The sequence below is a fragment of the bacterium (Candidatus Blackallbacteria) CG13_big_fil_rev_8_21_14_2_50_49_14 genome (assembly GCA_002783405.1).
GTDB lineage: Bacteria > Cyanobacteriota > Sericytochromatia > UBA7694 > UBA7694.
This window is the reverse complement of the sequence record PFGG01000036.1, coordinates 17,366-29,997: the sequence shown is the minus strand read 5'-3', so window position 1 is coordinate 29,997 and position 12,632 is coordinate 17,366. Positions and strand designations below refer to the sequence as shown.

10 protein-coding genes are annotated in these 12,632 nt (G+C 51.0%); 5 read left to right on the top strand and 5 right to left on the bottom strand.

Annotated elements, in window-relative coordinates; all coding sequences use genetic code 11:
* Nucleotides 1-138: 138 nt before the first annotated feature.
* Entirely contained in the window at nt 139-1,059 is a 921-nt protein-coding gene (locus tag COW20_08360; GenBank protein PIW48752.1) for a hypothetical protein, read from the bottom strand.
* Between the two features lie 116 nt (nt 1,060-1,175).
* Here COW20_08360 and COW20_08355 point away from each other — a divergent pair, with 116 nt between their 5' ends.
* From COW20_08355 to COW20_08335, 5 genes are all read left to right on the top strand, one after another.
* On the top strand, nt 1,176-2,552 hold the full coding sequence (locus tag COW20_08355) for a hypothetical protein (protein PIW48751.1): 1,377 nt from the start codon (nt 1,176-1,178) through the stop codon (nt 2,550-2,552).
* A gap of 109 nt (nt 2,553-2,661) precedes the next feature.
* Nucleotides 2,662-3,372: a hypothetical protein gene (locus COW20_08350; GenBank protein PIW48750.1), complete on the top strand. Its 711-nt coding sequence runs from the start codon at nt 2,662-2,664 to the stop codon at nt 3,370-3,372.
* Between the two features lie 93 nt (nt 3,373-3,465).
* A complete protein-coding gene (locus COW20_08345) occupies nt 3,466-5,220 on the top strand; it encodes a hypothetical protein (GenBank protein ID PIW48749.1) in 1,755 nt (584 codons plus the stop codon).
* The gene (locus COW20_08340) at nt 5,220-6,149 is read left to right on the top strand and encodes a hypothetical protein (GenBank protein PIW48748.1); all 930 of its coding nucleotides are present in this window, start codon (nt 5,220-5,222) and stop codon (nt 6,147-6,149) included. Before COW20_08345 ends, COW20_08340 begins: the two co-directional genes overlap by 1 nt.
* A 22-nt stretch (nt 6,150-6,171) precedes the next feature.
* Entirely contained in the window at nt 6,172-6,657 is a 486-nt protein-coding gene (locus tag COW20_08335) for a hypothetical protein (GenBank protein PIW48747.1), read from the top strand.
* Here the strand turns inward: COW20_08335 and COW20_08330 are convergent.
* The 4 genes from COW20_08330 to COW20_08315 all read right to left on the bottom strand — a co-directional run bounded on the left by COW20_08330 (nt 6,645) and on the right by COW20_08315 (nt 12,600).
* Entirely contained in the window at nt 6,645-8,126 is a 1,482-nt protein-coding gene (locus tag COW20_08330; GenBank protein ID PIW48746.1) for a hypothetical protein, read from the bottom strand. The genes COW20_08335 and COW20_08330 overlap by 13 nt on opposite strands.
* Before the next feature lie 19 nt (nt 8,127-8,145).
* Complete coding sequence (locus tag COW20_08325; protein PIW48745.1) at nt 8,146-9,666, bottom strand: hypothetical protein; 1,521 nt, start codon at nt 9,664-9,666, stop codon at nt 8,146-8,148.
* 78 nt (nt 9,667-9,744) lie between these two features.
* Entirely contained in the window at nt 9,745-10,410 is a 666-nt protein-coding gene (locus tag COW20_08320) for a hypothetical protein (protein PIW48744.1), read from the bottom strand.
* Nucleotides 10,411-10,470: 60 nt separating this feature from the next.
* Complete coding sequence (locus COW20_08315) at nt 10,471-12,600, bottom strand: DNA topoisomerase IV (protein ID PIW48743.1); 2,130 nt, start codon at nt 12,598-12,600, stop codon at nt 10,471-10,473.
* Nucleotides 12,601-12,632 lie beyond the last annotated feature (32 nt).

The following is a 12,632-nucleotide window of genomic DNA, read 5'->3' as shown; positions in this document are numbered from 1 at the left end:
AACAGTATATTGAGCAACAAAAGCTGGAATGAGCGGCGGAATGCCGCTATCGCAATTCATCCCCCGCCAAGCCTGTCGGCTATGGCAGGAGCACTATGCGATGGTTTGGTAGGTCAGCTCACTTTGCCTTGTGTTGATTCAGGCTTGAAAATGAGGCAGGCTTTGAGCGTGGGTCACGAGTTTTTCCCAATCGGGACCAAAGGTTTCAGGGAGAATCTGGGCAAGTCGTTCCTGATGCAAATCCCAAAAAAACTCGCCGTTGGCGATATTGAGATACTCACCCTGGTGATGAAAACAATGGAACCAGAGCGGGGGGGTGTAAACAATATCTCCAGGTAGAACCTCCTGATAAACCCAGGCTTCTTCAAGCAGGCTGTCATTGAGTACTGCGATATTGGGAATCAGCAGCGCGATACCGGGGTTGCTCGAAACCAGACGGGTTTGAAAGCGCAGATAATAGGTGGGTGGAAAAAAATACACGCAGGTTTGAGGCCCGGCACTTCCAAAACGGGTAAAGGTATCATAATTGTGAGCGTGAATGCTTTTGCTGCGGTTAAAGTATTTGCCATTTCCCCGTGAAATATTGACCACGGTATTGAGATAGGAGCGGCGGGTAAAACCTTGCAGAACTTGAGAGTAGGGCACAGTCACAGGACTGACCAGGAGTCGGCTGAGTTCTGAGCGGGGATCGACATCAAACTGTACATTGAAATCCTGTGTGGTATCCAGCTTTTCTGACGAGAGGATATATTTTGAAAATAAAGCCTGATATTCCTGCATAAAGGCTTTAATATTTAGTGTCTTGCTTGATTTTGCCTTCAGTCTGGAGAAGGCTTCCACCAATTCGTGGTAATTGCGGATTTCACCTGGCTCGGCACTGTTGCCCAGGAGATTGAAAAGAGGAATTGCTCTGTTTCGAAAGAGTTCCAGGGTGAGCTGATAAGCCCCTGTTTGGGCTGGAAAGCCACGGACAATAAAGGGTTTATTTTCTCTAAGCAGCGCCATCAGCAGGGCTTCATTCTGAAACTCCTGAACTGAGAGGCGTCTGACAGCATTCATGGTCTTCTATCCTGCTTATTTTCACGCTCAGTATACCATTGGCAAACAGGCTGTGGTATCAAAAAAGCTGGGTCTTTGGCTTTATCATCAAGTGGGGGCTGTGCTATCTTAAGGGTATGCAAAAAAGACCTGTATACAAGGCCCATGGCCTATACTCTCGGCGTTTGGGAGGGCTGAATCTCTTGGCCCTATCTGTTCTGCTGGCCTGTAGCAGCAAAGCGGCTGCTCCAGTTGTTACCCAGGCGACCCCAGCGTCTCCCAGTGCCGCTGCTCAATTGGTGGCAAGTCTTGAAGCCAAGCTTGATTCTCTGCGCAGCGAATTGAATCAGGCCTCTGCCAATGCGTCTGCTGTGCCTGCTGCTTTGCCTGAGCAAACTGAACCCCAACCAGAGGCCCCTGTACCCGAAACAATCTCCAGCGAACCTGTGTCTCCCGATTCTCCACCACCCAGTGTGATTCCCAGTTCTGCTCCTGGAATGGGCGGATGTCCTGCTGGGCCGGATTTGGATGGTGATGGCCTGAGTGAGGCCTGTGAAACCCAATTGGCAGAAAAGTTTGCTCCTGTTTTTTTTCATTCCAGCGAAGAAACCTATTTCCCGCTGCTTCCCCAAACCTATCTTGCCCAATCTGCACTTTGGTTTGTCGATCAAGACTGTAGCCCAGATTTACAGGCCCAGATCAAAACCTCTCCTTCGCTTCAGGATTTGTTGGGCGCAACGCACCCTGCCTCCTGTGATACCAAATTGCCAACGGCTTCCAACAGTACCCGCAGCCGCGAAAAACTACGCAGTTTTTACCTCGCTGATTTGCCCAAAGAAGCCTGGGTAGGAAGCAAAACGACAAGCGATTGGGTGACCTATTTTCATGCCTATCCCAATACCCTGAAGGGTGTTACCCTTCAATACTGGCGATTCTATGCCTATCACAGCGGAGGGGGAGATCACGGGGGCGATTGGGTCAGCGTGCATCTGGTGCTTGACAGTCATTTTGAGCCGCTCAAACTGGGCTATGCCCTGGATAAAAAACTCAAATATCTTGCCTGGAATGAAATCGAGCGGGAAGGTGAAACCCATGCCCGAATTTATTCTGCCCCCCAAAGCCACCAGATCCATACGGTGGCCAATGAGGTCAGTGCCGACGGTTGCAAAGGCCTTGGCGGCTTTTTCTCCTGTCGGGTGGATCCCAATAAACCTGAAACCTTTGTGCGTCAGGAAAGCTGGAGCAAAGGGCAAGTCAGCTGGTTCAGTGGGGAAACTGGTATTTCAGGGGGCTTGGTCAATCTGGGAGAGCGCAGCAAGCCCTTGAATTCGAGTGAGTTTATTCAGTTCAGCGGCCTCTGGGGCAGCCCAGGTAAGAACTACGATAACTCGGGTGATTGGGGCCCTGCCTACCAGGATACCGATTTGCTCAGCAATGGCTATCTCAATGCCTGGGCGGCTGGTATGAACCATCCCAAACGTGAAGAAGCCTATCCGCTATCAATCAGCCCTTAAGTTCTTGAGTATAATTTTAAAAATTTACGCGGGCCCTGTTTAATTTTAGTGATTTCAGGGTATGCTATTACTGGTTCAAATCTGCTCTATTTAAGCGAAGGAAATGCGCATGGGAAATTTTCAAGTAACAGGACAAAATCTTCAGGTAACTGTTGAAACCAAAATTACAGCCCGAGCTGTAGAGCCCCCACTTCCCCCTGCGCCAGCCCCTGAGCCCAGCCCGCTGGATCAAGGCGATGCTGTCGCTTTCCAAAAACATACAGATTCGCCTTTGGGCATTGCCAAGAAAATTGCCGGGGGTACTTTGTTGGGCGGTGGCATCAGTGCCGTGGCCAACAGTGTGTTACGTTCAATCAGTGCCGATCGTCTCACGGCTCCCTCTGCTTCTGGCACGGGGCTCGGTTTGGCCATGGGCGCAGGCATTGGTTTATACAAGCTGGATACGGGCGATGAACAAATCAATCAAGTCAAAAATATTGCCGCTGGTGCTTTGATTGGCGGCTCTGCCATGGGGCTGGCCAATAGCATTGTCAACAGCATGGGCGCTGAGGCCTTGATGGCCCCTTCTTCTTTTGGTGTGGGTTTGGGCGTTGCGCTGGGTTCTGGCATTGGCCTGATTCACCTTGAAACCGGCAATGAAAATCTCAATGCGGTTAAAAACACGATTGGGGGCGCCTTGATTGGGGGCTCAGTCTTTGGCATTGCAGGTTCAGCGGTGGCCTCAATGGCAGCAGATCGTTTGACCGCTTCCTCGCCGATTGCTTTGGGAATTGGTGTCGCCATTGGCGCTGGCATTGGTTTGCTCAATAGCGATCATTGAGTCTTTTAGCGGGCTGCCGTTTAAAACGTTTTTGAAGCTTTATTTTCACTCCTGCCCTGTGTTATCGTTCAGTCAGGTTTAAGAGGAGCTGAAATGGTCAAGACGCTCTTGGTTTTTCCTCCCTTTTGGGAGCCCAGTCAACCCTATCTCTCTTTGCCCGCTCTCACGGCTTGGTTGCGGCAGCAGGGCTGTGAGGTGCGCCAATGGGATCTCAATCTTGAATTTCATGACCGGGTCATTTCGCAGGTCTGGTTAGAACGCTTGCTCTTGACCCGAAATACGGAGCAGGTTCGGCAGGTTTTGCCGCTGGAAGCGGTAGTGAGAGATTTTTTACCCCAGGTGGATGCCGCCAAAGACCTCTTGCGTTCCCCCCAATACTATGAGCCTCTCGCCTTTGTAGAGGCCAAAGCTGTGCTTGAAAAGGCCTACCAACTCTTATCGCTGCCCTTTGCCCCCAGTCAGTGCAGCAAGCGGGCGATTCTGCTGCCCTATCGCGAATCCTCAAGCGATGAACTTGCAAAAGCCACAGCTGACAAGGCATCTAACCCCTTTCTGGATTTTTACCAACACTATGCCCTGCCAGAACTCGAAAAGAATTTACCCGATCTGGTCGGCATCTCGATTGCCGATACGACCCAATTGGTGGCCGGATTGACCCTGGCGCGCATGCTGCGAGAGCGTTGGCCGCAACTGCATATTACCTTCGGAGGGGCCCTGTTTTCAAAATTTGCGGCGGCCCTGGTTGAAAAACCCAATCCTGGCTTTGAGCTGTTTTTCCACAGCATGGTCAGTGGCGAAGGGGAATTGCCGCTTTTGGGTTTGATTCGGGCCTTAGAAAATCAGTCGGATTTTGCCTCTGTACCGGGTTTGGTCTGGCGCGATCAGCAGGGGCAAGTGCATCGCAACGAACCGGGTCTGCCTGTTCCGATGAATGAATTGCCTCCGCCTGATTTTGAGGGCCTGCCGCTGGATCGCTATTGGGTGCCTGAGCCGATTTTACCCCTCTTGGGTTCCAAAGATTGCTATTGGAAAGATTGCTCTTTCTGTGATCACTATGTTTCCTATGCCCCCCGCTACCGCCTGCGTAAACCTGCTCTCATGGCGCAGGACATGGTCTTGCTGGCACAGAAATATGGGGTCAGGCGTTTTTCCTTTGGCGATGAAACGCTCTCGCCCAATTACGCCAGACAATTGTCCCAGTCGCTTTTAGCGCAAAACTTGGATTTGAAATGGTCGATTCTCTCACGCCTGCAGAAAGAATTTGACCCTGAAACCTGTGAATTGATTGCCCAGGGGGGCTGCCAGTTTATTATGTATGGGTTGGAATCGGCTCACCCCCGTGTGATTGAATTGATGGCCAAGGGGACGGATCCTGAGATTGCTGTGCAGGTCTATCGCAATACCGATGCCGCAGGAATATATAACTATTCATTTATTTTCTTTGGATTTCCAACCGAAACCCGTGCTGAGGCTGAAACCACCGTGCGTTTTGTTGAGCAAAACCATTCAATCATGCATTCACTTGGGGCGGGATATTTCTTTTTACAAAAATTTGCGCCGATTTTTAAAAACCGCGAAAAATTTGGCATTACCATGGTGCATGATCAGGACTTACAAGATGACTGGAGTATTTCTGTACGCTATGAAACTCTGGAAGGGCTGTCTCAGGAAGAGGCTTCTGAATTTCACCAGGCGTTTATGCGATATCTTAAAACCCTCTATGGCCAACCCCTTTGGCTGGTGGATAACAGCCGCAGTACGCTCTTTCACTATCTCTGTCACCACGGCAAAGCCTGGATGCAAAACTATGATTTTACAGGCCAGGTCGAGGTTCAGGTTTCTTCCTGATGCCTGACGCCAAACCCTTCAAAAGCCGATTGGGGGATCTCTGGCGTTTTCGCCAGCCCCTGGATCTGACCCAAGCGGGCGATCTGGATCACCCCCATATTCCGCCTCGGGTGGGAGCCAAATTGCTTTCAGCGCAGGGGGCTCCTGAAATTTTGCCTGAAAAATGTCTGATTACGGTGCATGGTTTTTCAGCCACGCCTTTTGAAACCCATTTTTTGCTGGATCATCTGCTCGAAAAATATCCGGCCTGGCAAGGTTCTCAAATCATGTTGGGGGCCCATGGCTCAGATATCGCTGAATTTCGCAAAGCTTCCTGGCAGGACTGGCAGCGCCCCCTGGAGCAGGAATTGGCTGATCTTCAGCGTTTGGGCTATCCGAATCAGTGTGTGATTGCCTCTTCCACAGGCTGTACGCTGCTCTTGGAATTGCTCAACCGCCGATGTTTTCCGGCAGTCAAACAATTGGTGCTGGTCGCACCCTTGGTGGAACCCCGTGAGAAAACCATGCGTTTGGCGGCTTTGGCCCGCAAGGCCGGGGTTCAGGCCATTGCCAATGATTTTGACCCAGATTGGATCGCCTGCTGGTATCGGGAATTGCCCCTGCATGCCGTGCACGAACTGGATAAGCTAACCCGTAAACTGCGGCGGGAATTAAAAAAAGGCATGGTTTTGCCCCCCGATCTTGAAATTCTGATCGTACAAAGCCGCCGCGATCGTGTGGTAGATCCCCACAGTGCCAGCTTGATTGCCCAGGGCTTGCCCCACAATCATCTCGAAACCCTGCTTTTGGATTCTCACTGGCATTTGCCGATTCTGCCCCGGCCGCGCGAACCGCGTGAAGATTTGATTCGTTGGCGGGTCTATGCAAAGATTGAACAATTTTTAGCCTCTCCGCTTCGCCCTTGGCCTGAAACTGCTGACTTGCCCTGAACAACTGATTCTGCTGAGCGAAATGGCAGCTTTGGGGGCAGAGCACAAATGCTGGAATCTCAATCCTGCCGATCCCCATTACCAGAACTTAAGTCCTGCAGCCCAGGCTCTGCTTGAAGATACTTCCTTTCGCGATCGCGTTGCGACCTGTTTTGGAGCCACACGTGTCAATCCCACCAATCTTCAGAAAGAAGCCATGAGCGAAATTTCCCGACTGGGGAAAACCTCTTCGGCAGAGTATCTTGCCAAGCAATTGCGCAGTTTGGGCATGATCTTGCGCTCTGGCAGAAATCTGAATTTTGCCTATCAGCGCACTGTCGAAAACTACAACGTCGGTCAACCGGGAAACCCGCTTCAGCTCCTGTCTGAGCAGGATTTTAATGCGCTCTTTTCGGCAGAAAATCAAAATCGAGGCGACGCCCTCCAAAATTTGGATCGGGCACTGGGGCTGCGTGAGCCGGTTCGAAGCGATCCAACCGACCCACGGGAAGCCGATCAGAACGCCTGATGAATCCCGGTGCGTAAGGTATGGATCGGGGCACCAGGTTGGGTCAGACTGTCCTTGTATTGGTAGGTGGCGAAAAGCGTGGTTTTGTCCCAGACTTTCACACCGACTTGACCTTCATGGGCCAGCAGATTGGTTCCTCCCAACTGATCTTCAACAAAATACGAGACAGCGGCATCTTTTTCAAGGTATTTGAGGAAATAGCCCACGAAAAAATCGCCGGGATTGCGGGCCGCACCCCATTGAAGTCCCGCTTGATAGGCTTGATTGCCTGAGGCAGCAGCCAGATTGCGCAGGTAATCAAAGGAGACTTGCAGTGGCCCGAGTTCTCCCAATTGCAGATTCACTTTGGCAGCTCCATTGAGAATGCTGAATGCCGTATTGAGGGTATTGGTCATCTGATTGCCGACAATCGGCTGGCTGAGTCCATTGTCATTGGCCAATTGGCTGGCAGTATACAGCACAGATTCCCCAATATACTGGTGGTAAGCTGCACTCAAATCGATTTCCATCCAGGACAGGGGCACGAGCTTGGCATCGGCCTTGCCACTGAGCAGAAAGGTATTGCCCTGATAGACCTTGTTCATATTGATAATCGTTTCACCCAGTGTCAGCGAAAAGGAACGAAAGACCTCTGAAATCTGATCAAAATGCAATTGCTGCATGGCCCCTTCGGGTTGGACATCAAAATCCATCAAGAGTTCGCTGTTTGAAAAGACGTTTTGGAATTTGCCGGCGGTAAGGTCTAAAAAGGAGCTGGGCCGCCAGACAATAAAAAAGCGATCGAGGGCAAATTCGACACGGGCATTGAAATCCCCCAGCCGCCACCAGGGATTGCCTGGATTGCGCAGATTTCCGACACTCAGACGGGCGCCATAGCCAAAGACGTCTTTGCCGCGACTGTTCAAGCTCAGGGTGATGCGGGTCTGGGGCGTATTGGTCGTGGCTTTCTCAAAATTGCCAAATTCAGGCGTTACCAACTCGTGACGAAAGGCCAGATCGCCACTTAGATTGAAGGGCAAGCTGTGCGCCAGGGCGCCCAATATGCCTTCTTTGGTTTCTTCAAGCCCCATGTCCAGTAAATCCAAGCGATCCTGAATGGTGTTGAGATCTTCCTGAAGTTCGAGCTTGAGAGTTTCCAATTCCTTGTTGAATTCTGTCTGCAGGGCTTTGAGCAGTGCCTTATCGCTGCCATTGATTTCAGACGCTTTGAGCTGTCTCAGCACCTGAACCAAGAGGGCGGCCATCTCGTAACGGGTCAAGGCGCGTTGGCCCTTGAATTCACCATCGGGATAGCGCAGTTGGATCTGATGTTTTTCTGCGAGTTCTTTGAGGGCACCTGCCGCCCAATGATCTGCGGGGACATCGCTATAGCCAGGGGCCTGAGCTGCTGTTTGGGCTCCGGCAGGCAAGCCGCTGACCAGGGTAAGTGCCGTCAGGGCCAGAAGTGCAGTTTTTACGGATCGTTGCATGAGGTTCTCCTTTGGGGTTCTAAAAATCTTGACGTAAGGTGGTATAGAGAATATAAAGATGGTCTGATTCCGGCTGATTCAAAGGCGTGCGCATATGCAGGGTCAGATTGAGACTGGTTTTTTCAGCCAGTCGCACGCCCAGATCCAGCATATGTCCACTGACATTCGTGCCCGCCAGGGTATCCTCTACCATCAAGGAGAGATTGGCTTCTTGTTCCAGGCCCCGGTAGGCATATTTGAACTGCCAGGAGCCAGGGTCTTTGAGTTCTCCCAATTGCAGACCTGCCCACCAACCCTGGTTTTTATCCACACTGCCCAAATTGCGCAGGTATTCAGCATTGAGGCTGATGGGCAGGTTTTCCCAGAAATTCAGTTCCAATTTGGCAAAGCCATTGAGCAGATGAAAATCTGATTCGAAATTATTTTTATCTGCCCCTCGGTTGCGGGAACTGAAAATCCCCTGATAGCCTTGGGCAAAATTGTATTTGGCAAGTTGGTCAGCACCGAGATAATGAAGGTAGCTGCCGCCTACTTTCAAATGAACGGCCTCTGCAGGTTGAAATTCACTGCTCAGTTTGGCCCCCAAAAGGGCTGTCGTGATGAAGGTCTCCTCTACCAGAAGAGCGTATTCCCCCCCTTCGAGGCTTAAACTCTTCCAAAACGGTGCGAGGTTTTTCCATTTCAGACTTTGGCTTAAGCCACTGAAAGAGATATCTTCATCAAAGACCAATTCAGTCTCTGCAAATAAATTGGGAGCTTTGCCCGCCGTCAAGGCCCATTGAAAATTGCTGGCATTGAGATCCTGGGGCTGGTAACGTATAAAAAACCGATCCAGGGTAATGGGTGCGCGGGGAATATGGTTGCCCCCAAAGGGATACCAGGAGAGATTATACGAATTATTGTCGTTGGTCAGCAGGCGCACCTGCCAATCAAAGCCCCCCGGTACTTTGCCCTGAACACCCGCCCCCAGCCTCACCTGAAAGGTGCTGCCGAGAAAATTGGCGCCCAAGATCTGGGCCGGATCCCCCAAACGTGTGGTCATGCCACAATAGCGAACAGCCAGAGAACCAAAGGGACGTATGCCCAGGGCTGCCTCCAGTTTATCCAAACCTTCTTCAAGATCTGAGCGCAGCAAATCACTGCGATCTTCGAGCATCTCCAGCCGTTCATTCTGCGCTTCGCTGGTTTCGAGCAACAGGGCTTTGAGTTCTTCTATCAGTGCCAGATCGGCGGTTTTGAGCTCAAGTTGTTTAGATTCAATCGTTTTCAAGACCTTGGCCAAGAGGGCAGCCATCTCATAGCGACTGAGAGGACTTTGGCCCTTAAACTGCCCATCGGGAAAGCCCAATTGCAGCTTGTAGCGTTCAACCAATTCCTGCAGGGCCCCTGCCGCCCAATGGTTTTGGGCCACATCCGACCACGGGCTTGAAGCCTGATCGGTTTCGGCCAGGGCCGGAGCCTGAAGGAGCGTAAACCCTGCCAGCAATGCGACCAAGAGCGATCCTTTCATGAAAGATCGCGGAAATGCGTATTTTTTCATACAAAACTCCAACTTAGAATGACCATTGCCGCTTGGGACAATGGTCAAAGGTTTTAAACGGTTCTGTTAAAAGTACGCCTATTTCCAGTCTTCGTCAAGTTCCGAACTGGCTTCTGCGGGGGGGACAAAATTGAGATCCATCATGAAACGTTCTTTTTTCTTGAGTTCGTTCCAGTCAAATTTGGTGGGATCGACCATGTCTTTGCCGGGTTCTATTTCTACCCATTCGCCCGGCTTGACCTGTTTGGTCTGGCCTTTGTCGTTGGCGACTTCGACAATCCCGGTTAAGGTGGTTACGTGGCTGACATTGGCTTCGTTATGGGAAACAAAGAGTTCAGTGCCGATCACCGTGGCCACGGCAATGGGGGTGCGAATCCGCATTTTTTGAGATTTGTCATGGTGTTTTTTGATCCAGGTTTTGCCGCGCAAAAGACGCAGATCTTTGGCCGGGCGAACCCGCAGAATCGTGCGGGAACCCAGGCGCACGACTGAGCCATCGGTATAGCGGATTTCGGTTCTGGAATTTCCGCCGGTGCGCAAGGTCATGCCAGGATAGAGGGCCTGGTTGGGATTGGCTTTGTTCCAGGCGGCTCCTGAGCGGGCTTGTACCAGTCCAAAGACATGGGTGATTTTTGCAGAACTGGCGGCAGATTCTGCTTCAGGAGACATCAGGGCAGTGCTGGCCAAAACCGCCAGACCCAGGGCAGACAGAGTCAATTTGCTTAATTTCATGGTTAACCTCATCGGGATCCTTTTCACAGATATTACAAAAAGTAAGATTTTATAATCTCTATTATACGGGGTTTAGGACTCGGTCTGCGTTGGCTGGATCACATTCGACTTGTCAGCTGTATCACGCTCCAGCATGTCCAGGAGTGAGACCTGTCGCGTGGCAGGAACAGGAGGCGCATCAGCCTCATAGGCCTTGCGACTGACAGGAATGACTTTGACAATCGGGCGTTCTGCCACCTTGTTGCCGCGTGAGGTCACTGACTTGACCAGCATTTCTTTGAAATCCAGATACTGTTCCATGACACGGGCCCGTTTGCGGGGTTCAAAGACCAGTTTGACCACCGGGTCAGGGTCTGCACTGAAATAGACCAATTCAGCTTCTTCGGGCAGATAGAAATATTCCTTGCTCAGAATAAATTTGCTGACCGTAAAGCGTTTCATAAAATAGACGCCCAAATTGTCGCGGTAAAGCACAGAAAAGACCACGGGCTGGGCCTGACGTCCAAAGAAAAGCAGAGCTTCTTTGATAAAGAGTTTGTCGGGAATATCCAAAACCTGATAGGAACCCGTGCCATAGACCAGCAGCAGTTTATCAAAGGTGGAACAGAGCAGGGGTGCTTCAGTCTTAATTTGGGTGCCCAGGTATTTGCTTTCGGGGTCATAACCCACTTTCTGATCCTGAATTGCCACTTCTGTGACATTGATCGTTTCAAAGGAGGTCAGGGTGGTTTGACGTGGATAACGGGGCCCGTATTTTTTCAGAATGCCTTTCAGCCATTCAATCGCAGTTTCGTTGATATGCTGAAGTTTTTTCTGAACCCCTTCGATGGCTTCTGCTGTTTTTTGCAATTCAGTCTGGGCTTTTTCAGAATCAAAGCGCGAAATTCTACGAATCGGAATATTCAGCAGTTTATCCAGGTCTTCATCGGGAATCGGGATAAATTTTTCATCGAGCATGGGTTCCAGCCAGGCCCGCAGCATGGCTTTGAGTTCTGGCAAATCGGCTGCTTCTTCGAGGGAGAGATAGAGTTTGTTTTCGATAAAAATCTGCACCAGCACCTGTTCGCGGTAGCGACGTTGCAGGCGGGCCAGGTCACATTCCAGTTCTCTTCCCAAAACATCCTGAAGCTGACGGGTATTTTCTCGCAGAATATCGTGCACATCCATTTCAACCGGATGCTGGTTGCGGATCAATATCGGTTGCAGATGCAGGGTTTGTTCGCAGTCAGAGTAAAGAAACAGTCTTTCAAGCAGATCTTCTGCCTGGGTGCCGTGCCCAACCCGCAGCTCAATTTCAACCTGTTCGGTGGTGAAATCGTTGATCGAAGCAATTTTGAGTTTGCCCTTGTGAATGGCATTTTCAATCGAGGCAATCAAAGATTCAGTCGTGGATCCATAGGGAATTTCACGAATCACAAGGGTCTTCGGGTCTTTGACCTCGACCCGGGCCCGAACCCGAACCTTGCCCGTACCGCGCAGGTAATGGGCTGCATCCAGCAGGCCTCCCTGGGGGAAATCGGGGAAAATTTCGAAGTCTTGGCCTTTGAGAATGGCGATTTGGGCTTCAAGCAGTTCGGTAAAATTGTGGGGAAGCATTTTGGTAGAAAGGCCCACGGCAATGCCATCGGTTCCCGACAGCAGCAGCAAAGGCAGCTTGGAGGCCAGCACCACTGGTTCGCGGTTGCGCCCATCATAGCTGTCGACATACTCTGTGATTTCGGGGTTAAACAGGGTTTCCCGTGCCAGATCCGAAAGTCGGCATTCGATATATCGAGCTGCAGATGCGGGGTCGCCTGTCAGTAAATTGCCAAAATTACCCTGCCGATCAATCAGATAGTCTTTTTGGGCAATATTGACAAGGGCGGCTTCAATGCTCGCATCCCCGTGGGGATGGTAGCGCATGGTCATGCCCACGATATTGGCTACCTTGTGGTATTTGCCATCATCGACCTCATGCAGGGTGTGGAGAATGCGTCTTTGAACGGGTTTCAGGCCGTCTTCAAGAAAAGGAATGGCGCGATCCTTAATGACATAAGAGGCGTATTCCAGAAAATTGTCATCGATCAGGGATTGAAGGGATGTCATGCTGCTCATGTTTTCATTTTGGCAGAGGGGCCGATCAGTGGCAACTGGATAAGGGCTGGGAATCTCGGCAAAGAGGGGTAAACTTTCAAGTTCAGCGGGGAGAGAGACGGGAGCCATGGTTTTACCTCAAACAGACAAGACTCCCGTCA

Excerpts from the sequence above, each read along its gene's own strand:
- COW20_08315 (PIW48743.1), bottom strand. The coding sequence starts at position 12,600 with ATGGCTCCCGTCTCTCTCCCCGCTGAACTTGAAAGTTTACCCCTCTTT.
- COW20_08340 (PIW48748.1), top strand. The coding sequence starts at position 5,220 with ATGCCTGACGCCAAACCCTTCAAAAGCCGATTGGGGGATCTCTGGCGT.
- COW20_08335 (PIW48747.1), top strand. The coding sequence starts at position 6,172 with ATGGCAGCTTTGGGGGCAGAGCACAAATGCTGGAATCTCAATCCTGCC.
- COW20_08325 (PIW48745.1), bottom strand. The coding sequence starts at position 9,666 with ATGAAAAAATACGCATTTCCGCGATCTTTCATGAAAGGATCGCTCTTG.
- COW20_08345 (PIW48749.1), top strand. The coding sequence starts at position 3,466 with ATGGTCAAGACGCTCTTGGTTTTTCCTCCCTTTTGGGAGCCCAGTCAA.
- COW20_08355 (PIW48751.1), top strand. The coding sequence starts at position 1,176 with ATGCAAAAAAGACCTGTATACAAGGCCCATGGCCTATACTCTCGGCGT.
- COW20_08320 (PIW48744.1), bottom strand. The coding sequence starts at position 10,410 with ATGAGGTTAACCATGAAATTAAGCAAATTGACTCTGTCTGCCCTGGGT.
- COW20_08330 (PIW48746.1), bottom strand. The coding sequence starts at position 8,126 with ATGCAACGATCCGTAAAAACTGCACTTCTGGCCCTGACGGCACTTACC.
- COW20_08360 (PIW48752.1), bottom strand. The coding sequence starts at position 1,059 with ATGAATGCTGTCAGACGCCTCTCAGTTCAGGAGTTTCAGAATGAAGCC.
- COW20_08350 (PIW48750.1), top strand. The coding sequence starts at position 2,662 with ATGGGAAATTTTCAAGTAACAGGACAAAATCTTCAGGTAACTGTTGAA.